General features: G+C 68.3%; 18 protein-coding genes. 14 read left to right on the top strand and 4 right to left on the bottom strand.

Translation table 11 applies throughout. From position 1 onward, the window contains the following. Positions 1-25: 25 nt before the first annotated feature. Positions 26-1,717 (bottom strand): ATP-dependent DNA ligase, encoded by a 1,692-nt coding sequence (locus BO996_RS14235; RefSeq protein ID WP_071955142.1) that lies wholly within the window; start codon positions 1,715-1,717, stop codon positions 26-28. Beyond that, on the bottom strand, positions 1,714-2,754 hold the full coding sequence (locus tag BO996_RS14230) for a ligase-associated DNA damage response exonuclease (protein WP_071955140.1): 1,041 nt from the start codon (positions 2,752-2,754) through the stop codon (positions 1,714-1,716). The genes BO996_RS14235 and BO996_RS14230 overlap by 4 nt, the downstream gene beginning before the upstream one ends. Positions 2,755-2,943: 189 nt before the next feature. Here BO996_RS14230 and BO996_RS14225 point away from each other — a divergent pair, with 189 nt between their 5' ends. Beyond that, entirely contained in the window at positions 2,944-3,201 is a 258-nt protein-coding gene (locus BO996_RS14225) for a DUF2789 domain-containing protein (protein WP_012204886.1), read from the top strand. Positions 3,202-3,210: 9 nt separating this feature from the next. Here the strand turns inward: BO996_RS14225 and BO996_RS14220 are convergent, their stop codons facing one another. Then, positions 3,211-4,173, bottom strand: a complete 963-nt coding sequence (locus BO996_RS14220) for a TauD/TfdA dioxygenase family protein (RefSeq protein ID WP_063326491.1) — start codon at positions 4,171-4,173, stop codon at positions 3,211-3,213. Positions 4,174-4,360: 187 nt separating this feature from the next. On the opposite strand from BO996_RS14220, the gene BO996_RS14215 reads away from it, so the two are divergent. The 5 genes from BO996_RS14215 (at position 4,361) to BO996_RS14195 (ending at position 9,663) form a co-directional block, all read left to right on the top strand. Then, positions 4,361-5,593: a SpoIIE family protein phosphatase gene (locus BO996_RS14215; RefSeq protein WP_071957104.1), complete on the top strand. Its 1,233-nt coding sequence runs from the start codon at positions 4,361-4,363 to the stop codon at positions 5,591-5,593. 9 nt (positions 5,594-5,602) lie between these two features. Then, positions 5,603-6,175: a SiaB family protein kinase gene (locus BO996_RS14210; RefSeq protein ID WP_013802972.1), complete on the top strand. Its 573-nt coding sequence runs from the start codon at positions 5,603-5,605 to the stop codon at positions 6,173-6,175. A 68-nt stretch (positions 6,176-6,243) separates the two neighbouring features. Further along, positions 6,244-6,645 carry a DUF1987 domain-containing protein gene (locus BO996_RS14205; RefSeq protein ID WP_012204882.1) on the top strand — a complete coding sequence of 134 codons (402 nt, stop codon included), beginning with the start codon at positions 6,244-6,246 and terminating at the stop codon, positions 6,643-6,645. After that, positions 6,645-7,385, top strand: a complete 741-nt coding sequence (locus BO996_RS14200; protein WP_034392248.1) for a GGDEF domain-containing protein — start codon at positions 6,645-6,647, stop codon at positions 7,383-7,385. Before BO996_RS14205 ends, BO996_RS14200 begins: the two co-directional genes overlap by 1 nt. A 28-nt stretch (positions 7,386-7,413) precedes the next feature. Next, positions 7,414-9,663, top strand: a complete 2,250-nt coding sequence (locus tag BO996_RS14195; RefSeq protein ID WP_071955138.1) for a putative bifunctional diguanylate cyclase/phosphodiesterase — start codon at positions 7,414-7,416, stop codon at positions 9,661-9,663. Between the two features lie 35 nt (positions 9,664-9,698). On the opposite strand, the gene pdxR is transcribed toward BO996_RS14195, so the two are convergent. Further along, complete coding sequence (gene pdxR / locus BO996_RS14190; protein ID WP_224986001.1) at positions 9,699-11,186, bottom strand: MocR-like pyridoxine biosynthesis transcription factor PdxR; 1,488 nt, start codon at positions 11,184-11,186, stop codon at positions 9,699-9,701. Between the two features lie 232 nt (positions 11,187-11,418). Here pdxR and BO996_RS14185 point away from each other — a divergent pair, with 232 nt between their 5' ends. The 8 genes from BO996_RS14185 to aspA all read left to right on the top strand — a co-directional run bounded on the left by BO996_RS14185 (position 11,419) and on the right by aspA (position 23,207). After that, on the top strand, positions 11,419-12,291 hold the full coding sequence (locus BO996_RS14185; RefSeq protein ID WP_013802975.1) for a carbon-nitrogen hydrolase family protein: 873 nt from the start codon (positions 11,419-11,421) through the stop codon (positions 12,289-12,291). 91 nt (positions 12,292-12,382) lie between these two features. Next, a complete protein-coding gene (locus tag BO996_RS14180) occupies positions 12,383-15,286 on the top strand; it encodes an aminotransferase class I/II-fold pyridoxal phosphate-dependent enzyme (protein ID WP_013802976.1) in 2,904 nt (967 codons plus the stop codon). Further along, positions 15,283-16,740 (top strand): biotin carboxylase, encoded by a 1,458-nt coding sequence (locus BO996_RS14175; protein ID WP_013802977.1) that lies wholly within the window; start codon positions 15,283-15,285, stop codon positions 16,738-16,740. The genes BO996_RS14180 and BO996_RS14175 overlap by 4 nt, the downstream gene beginning before the upstream one ends. Before the next feature lie 9 nt (positions 16,741-16,749). Beyond that, positions 16,750-17,751 (top strand): C45 family autoproteolytic acyltransferase/hydolase, encoded by a 1,002-nt coding sequence (locus BO996_RS14170; protein WP_071955136.1) that lies wholly within the window; start codon positions 16,750-16,752, stop codon positions 17,749-17,751. Between the two features lie 113 nt (positions 17,752-17,864). Further along, positions 17,865-19,181 (top strand): dicarboxylate/amino acid:cation symporter, encoded by a 1,317-nt coding sequence (locus BO996_RS14165; RefSeq protein WP_013802979.1) that lies wholly within the window; start codon positions 17,865-17,867, stop codon positions 19,179-19,181. Positions 19,182-19,203: 22 nt separating this feature from the next. Then, the gene (locus tag BO996_RS14160) at positions 19,204-20,223 is read left to right on the top strand and encodes an amino acid ABC transporter substrate-binding protein (RefSeq protein WP_156897954.1); all 1,020 of its coding nucleotides are present in this window, start codon (positions 19,204-19,206) and stop codon (positions 20,221-20,223) included. A gap of 120 nt (positions 20,224-20,343) precedes the next feature. Then, positions 20,344-21,774 carry an amino acid permease gene (locus tag BO996_RS14155; RefSeq protein WP_043796316.1) on the top strand — a complete coding sequence of 477 codons (1,431 nt, stop codon included), beginning with the start codon at positions 20,344-20,346 and terminating at the stop codon, positions 21,772-21,774. A 14-nt stretch (positions 21,775-21,788) separates the two neighbouring features. Further along, positions 21,789-23,207 carry an aspartate ammonia-lyase gene (gene aspA / locus BO996_RS14150; RefSeq protein WP_071955134.1) on the top strand — a complete coding sequence of 473 codons (1,419 nt, stop codon included), beginning with the start codon at positions 21,789-21,791 and terminating at the stop codon, positions 23,205-23,207. Positions 23,208-23,236: the final 29 nt, after the last annotated feature.

The following is a 23,236-nucleotide window of genomic DNA, read 5'->3' as shown; positions in this document are numbered from 1 at the left end:
GGGTCGCGGGTCGGTCAAGGGTTGATCAAGGGTCGGAATGCGGCAGCAGGGCGGCCAGCGTGTCGATGGAGTCGGCCTCCTGCACAGGCTTGTCCTCGCGCCAGCGCAGCATGCGCGGAAAGCGCACGGCAATACCGCTCTTGTGGCGTGCGCTGCGCGCAATGCCCTCGAAGCCCAGCTCGAAAACCAGGGTGGGCCGCACGCTGCGCACGGGGCCGAAGCTCTCCACCGTGGTCTTGCGAATGACGGCGTCCACGCGCGCCATTTCTGCATCGGTCAGGCCCGAATAGGCCTTGGCGAAGGGCACGAGGGCGCGGCCCTCGGTGCCGGGCGGCGCGTTCCAGACGGCAAAGGTGTAGTCGCTGTAGAGGCTGGCGCGACGGCCATGGCCGCGCTGTGCGTAGATGAGCACGGCGTCCACGCTCAGCGGATCGATCTTCCACTTCCACCAGACGCCGCTGTCCTTGGTGCGGCCCACGCCATAGGCGGCATCGCGGGCCTTGAGCATCATGCCCTCCACACCCAGGGAACGGGCCTGCTCGCGAAGTTCGGCCAGGGCGGCCCAGCTGTCGCCTTGCAGCACGGGGCTGGCCAGCAGTGCCGGATGCGCCACGGTGGCCACCAGCTGATCCAGCCTTGCGCGCCGTTCATGCTGGGGCAGCGCGCGCAGGTCCTGGCCGCCCTCCTCCAGCAAGTCATAGGCCAGCAGCACCACGGGCAGCTCGCGCAGCAGCTTGGGGCCCAGGGTCTTGCGGCCTATGCGCTTTTGCAGGTCGGCAAAGGGGCGCACATGGGCGGGCGCCTCGCCCTGCTGCGCGGCCCAGACGACGATCTCGCCGTCGATCACGGTGCCCGCAGGCAAGGCATCGCCCATGGCCTGCAGCTCGGGGAAGCGCTCGCTCACCAGTTCCTCGCCGCGCGACCAGATCCAGGTGCCCAGCGCGTCACCGCTGCCGCGCCGCACGATCTGGGCGCGTATGCCGTCCCATTTCCACTCCACCACCCATTGGGACGGCGGGCCGAGCACGGCGTCGAACTGCTCCAGCGGCAACTGCAGCGGATGGGCCAGGAAGAAGGGATAGGGGTGGCCACGGGCTTCGCCCGAATGCGCGTCATCGCCCTCTTCCTCGCCTGCCACCAGCCGCAGGTAGTCGGCCGCCCCGGGCCGCGCGCCGATGTGGGTGTAGCCCATGAGCCGCTGGGCGATGCGCTTGGCATCCACCCCGCTGACGGCCGCCAGCGCCTGCGTGACCTGCAGCCGCGACACGCCGACCCGGAAGGCGCCGGTGATCAGCTTGAAGTAGACCAGCCGCTCATCGGCCGCCAGCCGTGCCCATTGCATGCGCAGCGTGTCCGCCAGCGCCTCGGGCGCCATGCCGCGCAGCGGCAGCAGGTGGTCCGTGACCCAGGCGGCCAGGCCCAGGTCGTGCGCGTCACCGGGTGGCGGCAGCAGCAGCGCAATGGTTTCGGCCAGGTCGCCCACGGCCTCGTAGCTTTCGTCGAACAGCCATTCGGGCAGGCCGGCAGCCTCGCGCGCCAGCTCCTTCAGGACCTTGGTGGGCACCAGCTGGCGCGGCTTGCCGCCGGCCAGGAAGTAGACGGCCCAGGCCGCATCGGCAGGCGCGGCGGCGCGCAGATAGGCCTGCAGCGCGGCCTGCTTGTCGCGGCTGGCGGTGCTGGCGTCCAGCGCGCGGTAGAGGGCGGCGAAGTCCTTCATGGGGCGGGCGCCTCGTCCGGTGCAGCCTGGGCGGCGGCAGCCTCGTCCTCATCGCCGTATTCGGTCTGGAAGGCTTGCGCATCCAGGCCCTGCTCGCGCAGCCAGCGCACCAGCACCGCCACGCTGCCATGCGTGACGAAGACACGCTCGGCGCCCGTGGCGCCTATGGCGTATTGCAGGCCGGGCCAGTCGGCATGGTCGGACATGACAAAGCCCCGGTCCACGCCACGGCGGCGGCGCGTGCCGCGCAGCTGCATCCAGCCGCTGGCAAAGGCATCGGCATGGCCGGGAAAGCGGCGCATCCACGGCGTGCCCTGCGCCGAAGGCGGCGCCAGCACCAGGGCGGTCTTGAGCCGTTGTGCATCCACGCCGGGGTCGGTCACGCGCAGCGTGGGCGGCAGGTCCACGCCCGCTGCGCGGTACACGGCATTGAGCGGCTCCACCGCGCCGTGCACGACGATGGGGCCGATGCGGCGGTCCACGCCGTGCAGGATGCGCTGGGCCTTGCCGAAGGCATAGCACAGCAGCACCGAGGGCCTGCCCTGGGCGGCGTTGGCCTGCCACCAGGCGTTGATGTCGGCCATGAGCTCGGGCTGGCGGGGCCAGCGGTAGATGGGCAGGCCGAAGGTGGATTCGGTGATGAAGGTGTCGCAGCGCACGGGCTCGAAGGGGGTGCAGGTGCCGTCGGCCTCGGTCTTGTAGTCGCCCGAGGCCACCCACACCTGGCCGCCATGCTCCAGCCGCACCTGGGCCGATCCGAGCACATGGCCGGCCGGGTGCAGGGAGATGCGCACGCCGTGGTGATCGATGGCTTCGCCATACGGCAGGGTCTGCAGCGTGATGTCAGCGCCCAGCCGTGCGCGCAGCACGCCCTCGCTGTCGTCATGGGCCAGGTAATGGGCATGGCCGGCGCGCGCGTGGTCGGAGTGGCCATGCGTGATCACGGCCCGGTCCACGGGCCGCCAGGGGTCGATGTAGAAGTCGCCGGCCGCGCAGTACAGGCCTTCGGGGCGGGCCACGATCAGGTCGGCGGCCATGCGGAATCAGGGGCGGGAATGCTCATGGCCCCATGCTAGTGGGGCGGTCGCCGCGCGCACGCTGGCCCGGAGCGCGGCAGGCTGTCAGCCTGCACCTACCCGCGCAACGAATGACCGCAACCGGTCCGCAGGGCCGGTCAAATCGGGGAAGATAGCGCCCTCTCAACCCACACACATCCACACGCCTTCATGAACAACTCCGTCGTACGCATGTCCAATCTCTTCCTGCAGCTGGGCCTGGATGCCAGTGACCAGGCCATTGCCGATTTCATCCGCGCGCACCAGCTGGCCGCCGATGTGGATGTGGTGGATGCGCCCTACTGGAGCGATGCGCAGCGCCAGTTCCTGGCCGAGCAGCTCAAGGCCGATGCGTCGTGGTCCATCGTCGTGGACCAGCTCAGCGAGTCGCTGCACGAAGACGCGGTCAGGCAGCGCGCTGCCCGATAGCACGGGCAGTCAGGCCGCCAGCGGCTCGGGCACCGTGATGTCCACGCTGTGGCGGCCGTCCACGCTGGTGGCCACGGTGCCGGTCACGGTGACGCGGCGCACCACGCGGTGGGCATCGCCGTAGTCGTTGATGGCGTAGTGCTGCGTGGCGCGGTTGTCCCAGATGGCCACGTCGCCCTGCGCCCACTGCCAGCGCACGGTGTTCTCCAGCCGGATGATGCGTTCGTTGAACAGCTGCAGCAGCGCCGTCGATTCATTGGCGCGCAGGCCCTTGATGCGCTTGGCGAAGTGGCCCAGCAGCAGCGCCTTCTCTCCGGTCTCGGGGTGCACATGCACCAGCGGCTGCTCCGACTCGATGGTCTTGCGCGTGAACACCTTGCGGTAGCTGGCGCGGCCTGCGGTCTCGGTCTGGCTGGCCGCGTTCTGGCGGAAGTTCTCGGCGTAGTCGTAGTCGTTGCCATGCACGGCCCACAGCTGCTCGGCCAGTTGCCTGAGCGGCTCGGGCAGGCCCTCATAGGCGGCCACGGTATTGGCCCAGACGGTGTCGCCGCCATGGCCGGGCAGCGTGACGGCGCGCAGCACGCAGACCTTGGGAAAGGCCGCCTTGAAGGTGACGTCGGTATGCCAGGAATCGGCGCGGCCGCCATGCTGGGAATTGAGCTCCAGAAAGGCCGTGCCGTCCGGGGCAGGCACGGTGGGGTGCGATTCGATCTCGCCGAACAGCCGCCCGAAGGCCTGGTGCGATGCATCCGTCAGATGGTGCTGGCCCCGGAAGAACAGCACGCGGTGGCGCAGCAGGGCCGCATGGATCTGCGTGAACTGTTCGGCCGCCAGCTCGCCCGACAGCCTGGCGCCGTGGACCACGGCGCCTATGCGGCCGGACAGGGGCTGGATCTGCAGCGGCTGTTGCCGGTCCTGCTCCAGGTCTTGGGCCACGGTGCTCAAGTGGCTGGCTTCGGTGACAGCGTTCACGGCGTCTCTCCTCAGTGCTTGCATGGGTGGGAAGCCCTCATGCTAGGAACCGCCCTGCCACGCCACAACGAAGCTTTTGGCGCATGGTTATGCGCAAGACAAGTGCATGCCAACCAGGGCCGTGCGCGTCACAAAACTGCAACAAGGAAAACGTAACATTCCTTAACAATTTTGCGATGTGCCTTCCATGGATGAGTCCCGCGCCTACCTGAGCGATTCCAGGCCACGTTTCCGCCCACCCAGCGCTGCGGACCTGTGTACCCCCGTTCCCTGCATGACCGCCGACGAGACCAACGAGAAGGTGCTCGAGGTCTTCACGCGCCACCGGGACCTGATCAGCCTGCCCGTGGTGGAGGGCAACCGCCCCATCGGCCTGATCAACCGCAGCATCTTCCTGTCCCAGTTCAGCAAGCCCTTTCGCATGGAGCTGTACGGCAAGAAGAGCTGCATCGCCTTCATGGACAAGGAGCCGCTGGTGGTCGATGCCTCCACCGACATAGACACCCTGACCGTGAAGACCGTGGAGTACGGCGAAAAGGCGCTGACCGATGGCTTCATCATCACGCGCGACGGCCTGTTCGCGGGCGTGGGCAACGGCCTGCAGCTGATGCGCGCGGTGGCGGACATGCAGGTGGCGCGCAACCGCCAGATCATGCACAGCATCGAATACGCCAGCGTGATCCAGCAGTCGCTGCTGCGCAGCTCGCGCGAGGCCCTGGCACGCGCCTGCCCCGGGGCCGACCTGGTCTGGGAGCCGCGCGATGTGGTCGGCGGCGACTTCTACCAGTTCAGCCAGGACGGTGATGGCTGGTTTGCCACCGTGGCCGATTGCACGGGCCACGGCGTGCCCGGCGCCTTCATGACGCTGATCGCCACCAGCAGCCTGAGCCAGGCCATCAAGGAGCACGGCCCGCGCGACCCGGCCGCGCTGCTGGGCCATGTGAACCGCAGCGTCAAGCAGATGCTGGGCCAGCTCGACGGCAAGGATGGCACGCCCGGCTCTGACGACGGGCTGGACGCGGCCTGCTTCTGGTTCGAGCCCGCGCACCGGCGCCTGCGCTTTGCAGGCGCGCGCCTTGCGCTGTTCGTGCTGCGCCCCGGCGCCGAGGCGGTGGAGGTGCTCGATGGCCAGCGCAAGGGCGTGGGCTATGTGGACAGCGAGTTCGACTTCGCCTGGAACAACATCGACCTGGAGCTGCCCGCCGCCACCCTGGTCTTCATCACCACCGACGGCCTGATCGACCAGGTCGGCGGCCCGCGCGGCATCACCTTCGGCAAGAAGCGCGTGCGCGAGCTGCTGCTGGAGCAGGCAGGCCGCACCCCCGCCGAGATCAACCGCGCCCTGCTGGCCGCCCTGCAGGCCTGGCAGGGCGAGCACCACCGCCGCGACGACCTGACCTTTTTCTGCTTCAGAACCTGAATGCCTCCCATGCCCTCCGCACAGATCGCCGACAAGTACGGCAGCTTCTTCCACCTGGCGCGCCAGCACCAGGTGATCTTCTACTACGTGGGCTACTTCTCGCAGAACATCGTCGCGGCCATGGCCGAGGCCGTGCGGCTGCAGCTGGAAGTGGCCGGCGTGCCGGGCCCCACGCGGCGCAAGCTGTTCTCGTCCTTCGTGGAGATGGCGCAGAACATCATCCATTACTCGGCCGATGCCCTGACCCCGCCCCACCAGGACGATGGCGAGCTGCGCCACGGCGCGGTCTGCATCCGCCGCGAGGACGACGGCAGCTTCGTGCTGCTGTGCGCCAACCCCATCGAGCCGGGCATGGGCGAGGCGCTGCGCGCCAAGCTCGACGCCCTGCGCAGCATGACGCTGGACGAGATCAAGAAGGCCTGCCGCCAGTCGCTGCGCGATGACGCGCCCGAAGGCAGCAAGGGCGCGGGCATGGGTTTCCTGACCCTGGCCCGCGATGCGCGCGAGCCGCTGCAGTTCGACTTCGATCCCGCCCAGACCGTGGACGGCCGGCCCGTCTTCTACCTGAAAGCCACGCTCTGAGCCGTCGCTCCGGCACCAGGCCTGGACAGGCCCGGCCCGCAGGCACGGACAACGCACCGAGATCACGCATGGACAACCTCTACATCGCACCGACTCCCAGTTCCCCGGAAGTGGACTTCCAGTTCGACACGCACACGCTGCACCTGCGTGGCGAGTCCTATCCCGAGAACGCCGCCGCCTTCTACGGCGGCATCCTGGCCCGCCTCAAGGACTACCTGGCCCAGCCGCAGCCGGCGCAGCAGCAGGCGCGCATCGAGGTGCACATCGCGCTGGCCTACTTCAACAGCTCCAGCACCAAGATGCTGTTCAACCTGATCGAGGCACTGAGCGGCGCCGCCGAGGCCGGCCGCCCCGTGGCCCTGCACTGGTACCACGACGAGGAAGACGACACCATCTGCGAATTTGGCGAGGAGCTGCGCGACGACTTTCCCGCCATCGCCTTCACCGGCCACCCCGTGAAGGCGGCGTGATGGACACCGTGGCCGCTCCCGCGGACCTCTTCGATGCCGAGCACCAGGCCCTTTTGGCGGCCCGCGCCGCCCACGACCGGGGCGAGGAAGCCGGCGCCCAGGCCTGCCACCAGGCCCTGGGCGTGCTGCTGACCGCCTATGAGCGCCTGCTGCGCGAAACGCGCCGGCTGGTGCGCCGCAGCGACCGGGCCGAGCTGGAGATGACCCAGCTCAACCAGCGCCTGCAGGACCTGGCCGGCGAGCTGGAATACCGCGCCACGCACGACCCGCTGACCGGCGTGCTCAACCGCGCGGCCATCATCGAGCGCGTGAACCGCCACTTCACCCAGCAGGGGCTGGCCCTGATCGTGCTGGACATAGACCACTTCAAGCGCGTGAACGACAGCTTCGGCCACCCCGTGGGCGACAGCGTGATCCTGGGCGTGGTGCGCTGCCTCAAGGCCGCCGTGCCGGCCACGGCCCACATCGGCCGCGTGGGCGGCGAGGAATTCACCGTGCTGCTGCCCCAGCACGACAGCGACGGCGCCGTGTGCGTGGCCGAGCAGGTGCGCGCCGCCATCGAGGCCCATCCCTTCGGCCTGCCCGACGCCAGCTGCATCACGGCCAGCTTCGGCGTGAGCTGGCGCCCGAGCGGCGGCCGCTTCGACGACGCCTACAGCCTGGCCGACGAGGCGCTGTACGCCGCCAAGCGCAGCGGGCGCAACCAGGTCGTGCGCGCGGCAGACCATGCCACGGCCTGAGCGGCGCGGACACGGACAGGGCTGAGGCATGAGTTTCGTGATGCGCGCACGGGCGCCCAGGGCGCCCGCCCCTGCTTCCGCCCTCCTGCAGCCGGCTCTGCAGCCGCCCCCGCCATCGCCCGGGCCCGGGCCTGAATGGCGGGTGCTGATCGTGGACAGCGACCCCGACGTACACGCCGCCTTCCGCCTGGCGCTGGAAGGCCACAGCCTGTTCGGCCGGCCGCTGGTGTTCCTCTACGCCCGCTCCGGCACGCAGGCGCGCAACCTGCTGCGCAGCGAGCAGGACCTGGCCGTGGTGGTGCTCGACGCCGTGACCGATGGCACGGGCGCCGGGCTGGACCTGGTGGATTTCATCCGCTACACGGCCGGCCTGCGCAACAGCCGCATCGTGCTGCGCACCGGCCGCCCGGGCCAGGCGCCCGATCTGGAAACCCTGCTGCGCTACGACATCAACGACTGCCGCACCAAGACCGAACTCACGCCCGACCGGCTGCTGGCCATCGTGGTGACCGCCGTGCGCTCCTACGAGCAGCTGTGCGCCATCGAGGCCAACCGCCGCAGCCTGGAGCTGATGGTGCGCTCCAGCGCCTCGCTGCTGGAGGAAACCAATCTGCACGCCTTCGCGCGGGGCGTGATCACCCAGCTGGCCACCTTGCTGGGCGTGGCCAGCGAAGGCCTGGTCTGCTCGGAGGGCACGCACCCGGCCGAGCCCTACCGCGTGCTCGCGGCCACGGGGCCATTCGCCCGGCTCATCGACCAGCCCATCGCCACCGTGCTGGCCTCGCGCGGGCTGCGCCTGCTGCGCCAGGCGCTGCAGACCCGCCGCAACATCTACGGCGTGCAGCGCGGCGTGGCGCTGTACATCGGCCGGGGCGACGAGCAGGACATGGCCGTCTTCATCGACGCGCCGGCCTCGCACAGCGCACTGGACCGCCAGCTGCTCGAAGTCTTCTGCGCCAACCTGCGCACGCTGCTGCACAACCGCGGCCTGCTGGAGCGCCTGCACCAGTCCGCCTACTTCGACCCCCTGGTCTGCCTGCCCAACCGCGCCCACTTCGTGGAAAAAGTGGACGAATGCGTGTGGCGCGGCACGCGTGACCATGTGCTGGCCCTGGTGGATATCGACGACTTCAGCGCCACCAACGACGTGATGGGCCACCGCTTCGGCGACCGCCTGCTCGAAGCCATGGCCCGCCGCCTGGCCAGCGCGCTGCCCGCAGGCGTGCTGCTGGCGCGCGTGGGATCGGACACCTTCGGCATCCTGGGCCCCACCGACGAGGTGGCCCTGGCCCAGTTGCTGGACTGCGCCCGCCAGCCGCTGGCCGTGGATGGCGTGCCGCACAAGGTCTCGCTGACCTGCGGCTACGTGTACCTGCCCCATGAGCGCCAGGCCGGCACCGACCTGGTCAAGGACGCCACCATCGCCCTCAAGCGCGCCAAGCGCGATCACCGCGGCCAGCTGCTGGAGTACTCCGAGCAGATGGGCATGGAGGCGCGCGACCGCGCCCTGCTGCTGTCCGACCTGCGCGCCGCCATCGACGGCGCCCAGCTTTTCCTGGTCTACCAGCCCCAGGTGGACCTGGAAACCCATGCCCTGGTCGGCCTGGAGGCCCTGCTGCGCTGGCGCCGGCAGGACGGCAGCTTCGTGCCGCCCGACCGCTTCATCCCGGTGGCCGAGCATTCGGGCCTCATCGTGCCGCTGGGCCAATGGGTGCTGGCCACGGCCTGCCGCACCATGCGCGAACTGCTGGACGCCGGCCGCGCCCCCAGGCGCATGGCCGTCAATGTCTCCACCGTGCAGCTGCAGGACCCGGGCTTTCTGCAGACCGTGAGCAACGCCCTGGCAGAGCACGGCCTGCAAGGCGCGCAGCTGGAGCTGGAGATCACCGAGTCGGTGGCCGTGCTGCCCACCCAGCTGCTGCAGGCCACGCTCAGCGCCCTGCGCACGCTGGGCGTGACCATTGCCATCGACGACTTCGGCACCGGCTACTCCTCGCTGAGCTACCTGGAGCGCCTGCCGCTGGACCGCATCAAGATCGACCGCAGCTTCGTGCGCCAGCTTGGCGAATCACAGGAGGCGCGCATCGCCGAAATGATCGCCCAGCTGGGCCGCAAGCTCGGCCTCCAGGTCCTGGCCGAAGGCATAGAGGACGCCAGCGCCTGGCAGGCCCTGCGCGCCATGGGCTGCCAGGAGGGACAGGGCTATCACGTTGCCCGGCCCATGGACAAGGCGCAGTTGCTGGGCTGGCTGCACCGGCGCACTGGCGCACCGGAGTGAATGGTGCGCAGGAGTGAAGGGGCCCCGTCGCCCATTCACGGCAGATGGGGCGCGATCACCTCGGCCAGCAGGCCGAAGCTGTGGCGGATCTCCTGCTCCGTCACGGCTCCGTAGCCCAGCACCAGGCCCCGGGCCGGATCGGGCCTGAGCGAGTACAGGGACAGCGGCCGCGTGAGCACGCCCAGCTTGCGTGCCTGCCGCGCAATGGCGTCATCGTCCGAGCCGGGCGGCAGGCCCAGCACCAGGTGCAGCCCCGCGTCTCCGCCCTGCACGGTCACCGCCGTGCCCAGGCGCTGGCCTATCTCGTCGATGAGCACGCGCCGGCGCTCGCCGTAGACCTGGCGCATGCGGCGGATGTGGTTGACGTAGTGGCCTTGCCGCATGAACTGCGCCAGCACGATCTGCTGCATGATCTGCCCCTCCCGGAACAGCTCGCTCAGCGCGCGCGCAAAGCTGTCGGCCAGGTCGCTGGGCAGCACGAGGTAGGCCAGCCGCAGCGAGGGAAACATGGTCTTGGAGAAGGTGCCCAGGTAGATCACGCGGCCATGCTCGTCCAGGCCCTGCAGCGCCGGCAGCGGGCGCGAGGTGAAGCGGAACTCGCTGTCGTAGTCGTCCTCGACGATCCAGACCCGCTGGGCCACCGCGTAGTCCAGCAGCTGGCGCCTTCGGCCATGGCCCATGAGCACGCCGCTGGGGTACTGGTGCGAGGGCGAGATGAACATCAGCCGCGGCGGTGTCTTCAGTTGCTGCGGCGTGGGCGCCAGGCCCTCGCCGTCCAGCGCGATGGGCTGCAGTTGCAGGCCGGCCATGCGGAACACGCTGCGTGCGCCCCAGTAGCCGGGGTCCTCCAGCCAGACGGTGTCGCCGGGATCGGCCAGCAGCTGGGAAATCAGGTGCAGCGCCTGCTGGGCGCCGCTGGTCACCAGGATCTGGTCCGCGCTGCAGGCCACGCCGCGCGTGCCCTGCAAGTGCTCGGCAATGGCTTCGCGCAGCGCGGGATGGCCCGCACCCGTGGCATAGCTCAGTTGCAGCGGGTTGTGATCGCGCCAGGCCTGGGCGTGCAGGCGGCTCCATAGCGCGGCCGGAAACTGGCGCAGCTCGGGCACGCCCGGCGCGAACGCGCCCCACTGCAGATGGCTGGCCCGCGCCCCGCCCACGATGGCGCTGCCGCGCCGCGACAGCGGCGTGCCCCGGCGGCGCGGCAACGGCGGCTGGCTCACGAAGGCCGGCGCCACCTCGGCCACATAGGTGCCCCGCCCCACGCCGGCCTGCACCAGGCCCTCCAGCGCCAGTTGCTCATAGACCTGGACGATGGTGTTGCGCGCAATGCCCAGCGTCTGCGCCAGCTCGCGGCTGGTGGGCAGCCGCGAGCCCGCCGGCAGGGCCTTGCGCAGGATGCCTTCCTTGACGATGCGGTAGAGCTGGCGGTGGTTGTACTCGGCATCGCTACGTTGGAAATGCCGATTGACAAAGTCCGGCAGCGTGGAGTTTCCAACGCGGGAAATTGGTTCTCTCTTGTTCACGGTATTTGGTTCTTTTGTTGGGATCAATGTGAACATAGACTCGCCCCCATGTATAGCTATCGAAGGCGTGAAAGCCGAATATTTTTTCAATGATCCGCCTCCAGACACTTCAAAGACCCGTGCCCACCGCCCGGTTCCATCCGCCCCTCAGTCAGCCTATGTCCTTGAAGTTGAAAGCTTTTCGTTGCGGCACCCTGCCGGCCCGGCAAGCGGCCTGCCAGGAGGTGCAGCCATGAGCACGGCCACCACCTTCGGCATCGCCGGCGTCCAGATGGAGGTTTGCGCCTTCGACAGCAACCTGGAGCGCATGGCCGGTTACCTGCGCCACATCCGCTCGCGTTTTCCCTGGGTCCGCATGGTGCTGTTCTCCGAGCTGGCGGCGCTGGGCCCCAAGCACGACAGGGCCGAGCCGCTGCCCGGCCCCACCGAGGACCGGCTGTGCGGGCTGGCCCGGGAAACCGGCCTGTGGCTGATTCCCGGCTCGCTGTTCGAGAGCGTGGCCGGCCCCGATGGCACGGTGGTCTACAACACCACGCCCGTCATCAACCCGCAGGGCGAGGTCGTCACGCGTTTTCGCAAGCTCTTCCCCTTCAGGCCCTATGAGCGCGATGTGGCCGGCGGCACCGGCTTTTGCGTGTTCGACGTGCCTGGCGCGGGCCGTTTCGGCGTGTCCATCTGCTACGACATGTGGTTTCCGGAAACCACGCGCACGCTGGTGGCCATGGGCGCCGAGGTGATCCTGCACCCCACCATGACGGACACCATCGACCGCGATGTGGAGCTGTGCATCGCGCGCGCCTCGGCCGTCACCAACCAGGTCTATTTCTTCGATGTGAACGGCGTGGGCGACGGCGGCGTGGGCCGCTCCATCATCGTGGACCCCTCGGGCTACGTGCTCCACCAGGCCGACAGCGGCGCCCAGATCATGCCCATCGAGGTCGACTTCGCCCGGCTGCGGCACGAGCGCGAACACGGCCTGCGCAGCAACCTGGGCCAGCCGCTCAAGAGCTTCCGCGACCGCGACTGCGATTTCACCGTCTACCGCAAGGACGGCACCGACTTCCCCTACCTGCACAGCCTGGGAGCACTGGACAAGCCCCAATGACCTGACACGCCCCTTTTCCCAGCGATCGACATCACGAGCACCACAAAGCCGCAAGCCACCGGGCGATGCGGCAAAAAACCAGGAGACAACGATGACATCCCGCCCCCCGACCGAAACGCGCGCCCGTGCCTCCCTCAGCCGCCACCGCAGCGTCTGGGAAATGCGTGCCGATGGCTGGATCAGCCTGGTGGACGATCTCAGCCGGCTGGCCATCCTGGCGCCCGAGCACCCCGAGCGTGCCAGCCGCCTGGCCCATGTGCAGACCATCATCGACGCGCTGGCTCCGGTCGAAAGCTACTGGGCCTTTCCCGGGGGCCGGGTCTTCGGTGAGCTGTGCCAGTGGATAGAGCGCGAGGAACTGGCACGCGCCCACCAGGCGGCGCGGCGCATCCACCGCGTGCTGGCTGCGCGCACCTACCGCCATGACGCCAACACGCTGGACAACGACAACGAGCTGCCCTCGCAGATAGAGACCGACAGCGAGCGCCAGGCACAGCTGACGCGGCCTTACTTCGAGGTGCTGATCGTCGACGAGATGTCGGCCAGCGAGGAAGACGCGCTGCGCCGCCGCGTGCAGCGCAAGCGCAGCGCCGACGATGATTTCGTGTTCGACATCGTGGTGGTGCCCAGCTTCGAGGACGCGCTGATCGCCACCCTGGTCAACTTCAACCTGCAGGCCGTGGTGATACGCCATGGCTTTCCATTCCGCTCGGTCAACAGGAACGGCATGCTGCGCCGCTTCCTGGAAGGCATGGACGACAACAGCGAGGCCATGCCCGAGTTCGAGCGCGGCCCGCTGCTGGGCCGCCAGATCGCGCAGCTGCGCCCCGAGCTGGACCTGTACCTGGTCACCGATGTCAGCGTCGAGGAGATCGCCGCGCGCGTGGGCGAGGTCTTCAAGCGCATCTTCTTCGGCGAGGAAGACCACATCGAGCTGTACAGCGCCATCATGAAAGGCGTGGGCGAGCGCCACAGGACGCCCTTCTTCCACGCGCTGCGCGACTACGCCAAGCAGCCCACGGGCGTGTTCCATGCGCTGCCGCTGGCGCGCGGCAAGTCCATCATGAACAGCAACTGGATCGGGGACCTGGCCCAGTTCTACGGCATGAACCTGTTCATGGCCGAGACCTCGGCCACCTCGGGCGGCCTGGACTCGCTGCTGGACCCCGTGGGCCCGCTCAAGCTGGCCCAGGAGTACGCGGCCCGCGCCTTCGGCGCCAGGCGCACCTACTTCGCCACCAACGGCACCTCCACCTGCAACAAGATCGTGGTGCAGGCCCTGGTGCGGCCCGACGACATCGTGCTGGTGGACCGCAACTGCCACAAGTCCCATCACTACGGCCTGGTGCTGGCCGGCGCCCAGGTGGCCTACCTGGACTCCTATCCGCTGGACCAGTACTCCATGTACGGCGCCGTGCCGCTGCGCCACATCAAGGAGACCCTGCTGGGCTTTCGGCGCGCGGGCACGCTGGAGCGCGTGCGCATGGTGCTGCTGACCAACTGCACCTTCGACGGCATCGTCTACGACGTGGAGCGCGTGATGACGGAATGCCTGGCCATCAAGCCCGACCTGGTCTTCCTCTGGGACGAGGCCTGGTTCGCCTTCGCGCGCTGCCATCCCATCTACCGCCCGCGCACGGCCATGGCCAGCGCCGCCAAGCTGTGCGAGACCTTCAAGGACCCGGCCTACGCCAGGCGCCACGCCGAGTTCGCCGCCAGCATCGACTGGGAGGACGACCAGCAGTTGCTGGAGACCCGGCTGATCCCCGACCCCGCCAAGGCCCGCATCCGGGTCTACGCCACGCATTCCACGCACAAGACGCTGACGGCGCTGCGCCAGGGCTCGATGATCCATATCTGGGACCAGGACTTCAAGGACAAGGCCGAGGAGTCATTCCACGAGGCGTACATGACGCACACCTCGACCTCGCCCAACTACCAGATCCTCGCCTCGCTGGACGTGGGCCGCCGCCAGGTGGAACTGGAGGGCTACGAGCTGATCCAGCGCCAGCTGGAGCTGGCCATGAGCCTGCGCGAGCAGGTGCTGCACCACCCCCTGCTCAGGCGCTACTTCCGCTTCCTGCGCATCGGCGACCTGGTGCCGCTGGCCTACCGAGAGTCGGGCGTGGACAACTACTACAACGACGAGACGGGCTGGGACAACCTTGAGGTGGCATGGCGCAGCGACGAGTTCGTGCTCGACCCCAGCCGCGCCACCCTGGTCATCGGCACCACGGGCATGGACGGCGACACCTTCAAGAACAAGGAGTTGATGGACAGGTACGGCATCCAGATCAACAAGACCTCGCGCAACACCGTGCTGTTCATGACCAACATCGGCAGCACGCGCTCGGCCATCGCCTACCTGATCGAGGTGCTGATCAAGATTGCCCGCGACGTGGACGCCCGCGTGGCCGACCTGAGCGCCATCGAGCGGCGCATCCATGAAAGGCGCGTGCGCTCGCTCACGCTGGAGCAGCCGCCGCTGCCCAATTTCTCCAGCTTTCACTTCGCCTTCCGGGGCCGCAGCGTCGAAGGCCGCGCAGGCACGCGCGACGGCGACATCCGCAGCGCCTTCTTCCTCTCGTACGACGACACCAACTGCGAGTACATCGACATGGCCGAGGCCGCGCGCGCCATTGCCGAGGGGCGCGAGCTGGTGTCCGCGCTCTTCGTCATCCCCTACCCGCCGGGCTTTCCCATCCTCGTGCCCGGGCAGGTGATCAGCGCCGAGATCCTGCAGTTCATGGCCGCGCTCGATGTGCGCGAGATCCACGGCTTCCGGCCCGAGCTGGGCTTTCGCATCTTCAGCCGGGCCGCGCTGGACCGCGCCGCCCAGGCCACGGCCGCGCGCGCTGCGCTGGCGCTGTCGGGCCGCGCGGCGCAGCCGCAGGCGGGCGACGAAGGCCTGGGCCTGGTCCGACCCGAGCCCGAACCTGAACTGATCACGCTTTCCCCCACCCCGAAGAAGACCACGACGAGGAGCAAGAAGTGAACAACAAAGTCAAAAGCGTTGCCGACCTGCTGCTGATGTTCCACCGCAACGAGCGGCCCATCTACTTCATCAGCGCCACCAACTTCAACCTGCTGGGCATGGACCGCTGGGTCAACCGCTTCCGCTACATCAACTACATCGACTGCTTCGACGGCCGCCACCCCAACGCCTTCGTGCCGCAGGAGCTGCCGCACGAGCCCTTCGAGTCCATCGAGGACATCAACAACTACCTGCTGCAGCACAAGGATGTGGTGGACCTGATCGAGCGGCGCGGCGGCAAGCCGGTCGCCACCTTCCTGATGTTCGACGAGAAGACCGAGGCCCTGGCCCGGGAGCTGGGCATGGAGGTCTGGTTTCCGCCAGCCGCGCTGCGCCAGCGCTGCGACAACAAGATGGAGACCGTGCGCATAGGCAACAAGGCCGGCGTCTACTCGGTGCCCAACGCGCTGGAGAAGGTGGACAGCTACGAGCACCTGATGCAGATCGCCGAACGCCACGGCCTGGGCAAGGACCTGGTGGTGCAGTCGGCCTTCGGCGACTCGGGCCACACCACCTTCTTCATCGCCTCGCGCGAGGACTTCGACAAGCACAAGGACGAGATCGTCAACGACCCCGAGGTCAAGATCATGAAGCGCATCAACTGCCGCGGCGCCACGCTGGAGGCCTGCGCCACCCAGTCGGGCACCTTGGTCGGGCCGCTGCTGACCGAGGTGGTGGGCGCGCGCGAACTCACGCCCTACAAGGGCGGCTGGTGCGGCAACGAGGTGTTCCCGGGCGCCTTCTCCGAGGAGGTGCGCGCCAGGGCGCGCGACATGGCCGAGCGCTTCGGCAACCAGTTGCTGGCCGAGGGCTACCGCGGCTACTTCGACCTGGACTTCCTGATCGACACCGACACCGGCGAGGTCTACCTGGGCGAGCTGAACCCGCGCATCTGCGGCGCCAGCCCCATGACCAACCATGCCGCCTTCGCCTACGCCGATGCGCCGCTGTTCCTGTTCCACCTGCTCGAATTCTCGGGCGTGCCGTTCGACCTGAACGTCAAGGAGATCAACGAGCGCTGGGCCCAGCCGCATTTCATCGATTCCTGGTCTCAGGTGGTGCTCAAGTTCAACGAGGACCGCATCGACCAGGTCACGCATGCTCCGGCCACCGGCATCTACCGCATGGGCGAGGACGGCAGCGTCGCCTACCAGCGCTTCGACTACAACCGCAAGGCCATAGACACCGAGCGCGAGGCCTTCTTCCTGCGCATCACCGGCCCCGGCGACTACCGCTACGAGGGCGCCGACCTGGGCATCCTGATCACGCGCGGCCGCTCGATGGACGACAACTTCAAGCTCAACATCCGGGCGCGCGACTGGATACGCGGCATCAAGAACTACTACGCGGGCAAGCCCATCCTGGCCACCCAGCCCGGCGCAGCGCCGGCGCCGGGCTCGTTCAAGATCCTCTGAAGGCCTCCCATGCCCCTGCCTACCCGCATCCGCTTCCAGGCCATCGCCGAAGACCTGCCCGGCCGGAAATGGCAGGCCCTGTGCGAGCAGGCCTGGCCCTACTACCGCGCCTGGTTCCTGCGCCAGGGCGCGGTGGCGCGCGCCGGCTTCCTGGAGTGCCGCCGCGCCCTGCGCCAGCACATGCCGGAGCTGGTGCCCACCTGGGAGCGGCTGGTGGAGCTGGCCGGCGGCGGCGACATCGAGGCGCGCTTCCTGTCGCTGTGGTGCCCGCCGCCCTACATCACCGGCTGCTCCCAGGCAGTCTGGCTTGATGCGGCCGGCCAGCAGGAACCCATGCTGCTGCGCAACTACGACTTCGCGCCCGCGCTGCTGGAGGGCCACTGGCTGGCCACGCGCTGGAGCGGGCAGCGCGTGGCCGCCATGGGCGACTGCCTGTGGGGCGCGCTGGACGGCATGAACGAGTCGGGCCTGGCCGCCTCGCTGTCCTTTGGCGGCCGCACGGCCCATGGCGACGGCTTCGGCATTCCGCTGGTGCTGCGCTATGTGCTGGAGATCGCGCAGGACACCGCATCGGCCGTGGCCATCCTGCAGCGCGTGCCCGTGCACATGTGCTACAGCGTCACGCTGCTGGACGCCCGGGGCGAATGGGCCACGGTGTTCCTGAATCCCGACCGCCCCGTGGAAGTGACCCGGCGCCGGGCCGTGACCAACTTCCAGCACACGGTGGAATGGCCCGAGCATGCACGCGCCACCAGCGCCTGCGAGCGGCTGGCCGCCCTGCAGCAGCAGATCGAAGCCGGCATGCCGGCCGGCGACACGCAGGCCGCGCTGCTGCGCGAGCCCCTGTACCAGCCCGCCTGGCGGCGCGGCTACGGCACGCTGTACACGGCGGCCTACGCCCCTCGGTCGGGCCGGCTCGAACTGTCCTGGCCCGGGCAGGCCTGGCCGCAGACCCTGATGGCCTTCGAGGAGGGCCACCGGGAGATCGCCTACCTGAGCCAGGGCCCCTGAGCGCCCCGCCCAGCATCCCGCGCCTGCATTCAGCGCTTGCATCCGACGCCCGGGACAAGGTGCCACGCACTGCCGTCCAGGCATTCCCCACAGGTTCCGAAGGAGACATGGAAATGACAAGAAGACTTCCGCCCGCCATCTGGATTCTGGTTGCCATGGTGCTGGGCATCGTGATCGGCTACATGGTGTTCATCAACTTCCCCGACAAGAAGGCGGCCGCGCAGATCGCGGGCTACATCTCCATCATGTCGGACGTGTTCCTGCGGCTGATCAAGATGCTGATCGGCCCGCTGGTGTTCTCCACGCTGGTGGTGGGCATTGCGCACATGGGTGACGCGGCCTCGGTGGGCCGGGTGTTCCTCAAGGCCATGGGCTGGTTCGTCACCGCCTCGCTGGTGTCGCTGGTCATGGGCCTGGTCCTGGCCAACCTGCTGCAGCCGGGCCACAACCTGGGGCTGCCGCTGCCGGACATCGGGGCTTCGGCCAACCTCGCCACCGCCAAGTTCACGCTCAAGGACTTCGTCAGCCACCTGGTGCCCAAGTCCTTTGCCGAGGCCATGGCCAACAACGAGATCCTGCAGATCGTCGTGTTCTCCATGTTCTTCGGCGTGGCCCTGGCCGCGCTCGGTGAAAAGGGCAGGACGCTGGTGGCCGCCATCGACGAGCTGTCCCACGTCATGCTCAAGATCACCGGCTATGTGATGAAGCTCGCGCCGCTGGCCGTGCTGGCGGCCATGGCGGCCACCGTGTCGGTCAACGGCCTGGAGATCCTGCTGAAGTTTGCCGTTTTCATGGGGGACTTCTACCTGGGCCTGTTTCTGCTGTGGGGAGTGCTGGTGATCGCCGGTTTCCTGTTCCTGGGCCCGCGCATCTTCAGGCTGCTGGTGCTGATCAAGGAGGCCTTCATGCTCTCGTTCGCCACCGCCAGCTCCGAGGCCGCCTACCCCAAGATCCTGGACGCGCTGGACCGCTTCGGCGTCAAGCGCAAGATCTCCAGCTTCGTGATGCCCATGGGCTACTCGTTCAACCTCGACGGCTCCATGATGTACTGCACCTTCGCCGTGCTGTTCATCGCCCAGGCCTACGACATCCACCTGTCGCTGGGCACGCAGATCACCATGCTGCTGATCCTGATGCTGACCTCCAAGGGCATGGCCGGCGTGCCGCGCGCCTCGCTGGTGGTGATCGCCGCCACGCTCAACCAGTTCAACATCCCCGAGGCCGGCCTGCTGCTCATCCTGGGCGTGGACACCTTCCTGGACATGGGCCGCTCGGCCACCAACGCCGTGGGCAATTCCATCGCCACCGCCGTCGTCGCCAAGTGGGAGGGCGACCTGCTGCCCGAGACCGAAGCCGCCGCCAACGCCGCACGGCTGGATTCGGAGGCCAGGGCCACGCTGGCCCATCCCGCCTCCCCGGCCCATTCCTGACAACCCGCACAAGGAACACGCCATGAAACCCGAACCCAGATCACGGCACGGGCAGCCATGGGCGCTGCGGGGGCCGGCGCGGGTGGCAGCGGCAGCGGGCGTGGCGGCCCTTGCGCTGCTGGCCGCCACGGCCGGCGCGCAGGAAGCCGACACGCCCGACCGCACCGCCGCCAGCCGCGCGCCCGCCACGCTCAGCGGCACGCTGGCCAAGGTGCGCGCCAGCGGCTCCATTGCGCTGGGCTACCGCCAGGCCTCGGTGCCGTTTTCCTACCTGAACGCGCGCAACGAGCCCATCGGCTACTCCATCGAGCTGTGCAAGGCACTGGTGACCAGCATCGAGGATGCGGTCAACAGGAGCCTGGCCATCCGCTGGGTGCCCGTCACGGCCGACAACCGCGTGGATGCCGTGGCCAGCGGCCAGGTGGACCTGGAATGCGGCTCCACCACCAGCAACCTGGAGCGACAAAAGCGCGTGGCCTTCTCGCCCATCATGTTCGTGGCCGGCACCAAGGTCATGGTCCGGCAGGACGCGCAGATCCGCTCCTTGCGCGACCTGGCCAGCAAGAAGGTGGCGGTGACGGCCGGCACCACCAATGAAAAAGCCATGCGCGATCTGGACCGGAAATTTCACCTGGGCATGCAGCTGCAGGTGGTGCCCGACCATTCCCAGGGCTTTGCCCAGGTGGCCGGCGGCCAGACCGACGCCTTCGCCACCGACGACGTGCTGCTGTACGGCCTGATCGCGGAGAACGCCGGCAAGGCGGATGGCAACGGCGGCACGGGCGCGAGCCAGGGCGCCAGGCTCCAGGTGGTGGGCGATTACCTCTCCTACGACCCCTACGCCATCATGTTCCGCAAGGACGACCCCCAGCTGGCCCAGGTGGTGAGGAGCAGCTTCCAGGCGCTGGCCGAGGACGGCGAGATCGAGCGCCAGTACAGGCGCTGGTTCCTGCGCCGCCTGCCTTCGGGCACCAGCCTGGACCTGCCGATGAGCGCCCAGTTGCAGACCCTCATCGAGACCCTGGCCGCCCAACCCCGTTGAGGCGGTTGCTGCCTGCACCCATTGCGCGCCGGATGGCGCCTCGCCCGGCCTTGCTCTGCGCAAGGCACGCAGCACGCGGGCCGCACCCCCTTTGCAACAGCAAATACAAGGAGACAGGAAATGAGTCAGCAACTCGAAGGTGGGCTGAAGCCGCGGCACCTCACCATGCTATCCATTGCGGGGGTGATCGGCGGTGCGCTGTTCGTCGGCTCCGGCAAGGTGATTGCCAGTGCCGGCCCCGCAGCCATCCTGGCGTACATGGGCGGGGGCATCCTGGTGGTGCTGGTCATGCGCATGCTGGGCGAGATGGCCGTGGCGCAGCCTGACAGCGGCTCGTTCTCCACCTACGCAGACCGCGCCATCGGGCGCTGGGCCGGCTTCACGATCGGCTGGCTGTACTGGTGCTTCTGGACACTGCTGATGGGCTGGGAGGCCTATGTGGCCGGGGCCATCCTCAACGCCTGGATGCCGGCCGTTCCCATCTGGGGCTACATGCTGGTGGTGGTCTTCGGCCTGATGGCCGTCAACTTCTTGCCGGTGCACAACTATGGCGAGTTCGAGTTCTGGTTCGCTCTGATCAAGGTCGTGGCCATTGTGCTGTTCATCGCCATCGGAGCGCTGGCCATCGCCAGGCTCTGGCCGGCGGGCGATGTCGCAGGCATGGCGTACCTGACCAGCAAGGGCTTCATGCCCAACGGCCCCGGCGCCGTGGTGGTGGCGCTGCTGGGCGCGATGTTCGCCTTCATCGGTGCCGAGATCGTCACCGTGGCGGCGGCCGAATCCCAGGACCCGGGCAAGGAAATCGTGCGGACCACCCGGTCCGTGGTCTGGCGCATTTCGCTGTTCTACGTAGGCTCCATCTTCATCGTGGTCTGCCTGATTCCGTACGACACCCCGGGCCTGATCCTCTCCACCGAAGGCACCTATGCCGTCGCGCTCAAGCACCTGGGCATTCCCTTCGCCGGCCAGATCGTCAACTTCGTGGTGCTGACTTCCGTGTGCAGTTGCTTCAACTCGGCGCTCTACACCTCCAGCCGCATGCTGTTCTCGCTGGCGCGCCGCGGCGACGCCCCCCGCCTGTTCACGACCCTGGGCCGCAGCACCAGCGCGCCCTACATGGCCGTCATCGCCTCCAGCGCCCTGGCCCTGCTGACGGTCGCCCTCACCGCCACCGGCCAGATGGACGTGTTCGATGTGCTCATGGCCGCGACCGGCTCCATCGCGCTGCTGGTGTACCTGTGCATCGCCGTGTCGCAGTTGCACATGCGCCGCAAGCTCGAAGCCAGCGGCACGCCCATCCGCCTGAAGATGTGGTGCTTCCCGGCGCTGACCTACGCCACCATCTTCTTCATCGTCGCCTCCATGGTGGTCATGGTGGCCGAGGGCACCTACCGCAAGGAAGTGCTCTACACCAGCGTGCTGGGCGGTGCATTGGTCGCCCTGGGCATGCTGGCGCAAAAGCTCCACTGGGGCCGCCCGAAACCCGGCCGCGTGGAACAGGAGCAGGCCGTTCAGGAAGGCCTGGGTCCGTTGATCGTCAAGTCCGAATAACTGGAGACACAAGCATGAGCACCGATCCATCCGTCCGCATCGAACACGACCTGCTGGGGGACCGCGAGGTTCCCGCCGACGCCTACTACGGCGTGCACACCCTGCGCGCCCGGGAGAACTTCGGCATCACCGGCACGCCCATCTCCATCTACCCCGAACTGATCCGCGCCCTGGCCAGCATCAAGCAGGCGGCGGCCATGACCAACCATGAGCTGGGCCTGCTGGACCAGCGGCGCTGCGATGCCATCGTGCGCGCCTGCCAGGAGGTGCAGGGCGGGCGGCTGCACGAGCAGTTCGTGGTGGACGTGATCCAGGGCGGTGCCGGCACCTCGACCAACATGAACGCCAACGAGGTCATCGCCAACCGCGCGCTGGAGCTGCTGGGCCACCACAAGGGCGAGTACCGGTACCTGCATCCCAACGAGCAGGTGAACATCGGCCAGAGCACCAACGACGTCTACCCCACCGCGCTCAAGATCGCCACCTGGTTCGGCATCCACGGGCTGATCGACGCCATGGACACGCTGCGCCTGGCCTTCGCGCAAAAGGCCGAGGAGTTCCGGGATGTGCTGAAAATGGGCCGCACCCAGCTGCAGGATGCCGTGCCCATGACGCTGGGCCAGGAATTCAGCACCTATGCCGTGATGATCGAAGAGGACCAGGCGCGGCTGCGCGAGGCCGTGCTGCTGATCTGCGAGATCAACATGGGCGCCACCGCCATAGGCACGGGCATCACCGCCCATCCCGACTACGCGCCCCTGGTGCTCAGGCACCTGCAGGAGATCACCGGCATTGCGCTGCAGACCGCGCCCAACCTGATCGAGGCCACCCAGGACTGCGGCTCTTTCGTCCAACTGTCGGGCGTGCTCAAGCGCGTGGCCGTCAAGCTGTCCAAGACCTGCAACGACCTGCGGCTGCTGTCCAGCGGCCCGCGTGCAGGCCTGGGCGAGATCAACCTGCCGGCCATGCAGGCGGGATCGAGCATCATGCCGGGCAAGGTCAACCCCGTGATCCCCGAGGTGGTGAACCAGATCGCCTTCGAGGTCATCGGCAACGACATCACCGTCAGCTTCGCGGCCGAGGCCGGGCAGCTGCAGCTCAATGCCTTCGAGCCCATCATCGCCCACAGCATCTTCAAAAGCGTGAGCCACCTGCGCAACGGCTGCCTGACGCTGGCCGAGCGCTGCGTGCAGGGCATCACCGCCAACCGCGAACACCTGCGCGCGGCGGTGGAGAACTCCATCGGCATCGTGACCGCGCTCAACCCCTACATCGGCTACGCCAATGCCACTTCCGTGGCCCAGCAGGCCCATGCCAGCGGCGGCAGCGTCTACGACATCGTGCTGGCCCGAGGCCTGCTGACCAAAACGCAGCTGGATACCATCCTGCGGCCCGAGATCCTCACGCGGCCCACGGCGCTGAACCTCGCCTGAGGGGCATCCACGGGGCCGACCCCGGCTGG

The organism is Delftia sp. HK171 (genome assembly GCF_001886655.1).
In the GTDB taxonomy this organism is placed as follows: Bacteria; Pseudomonadota; Gammaproteobacteria; order Burkholderiales; family Burkholderiaceae_C; genus Comamonas; species Comamonas acidovorans.
This window is presented reverse-complemented; position numbering and strand designations above follow the sequence as displayed.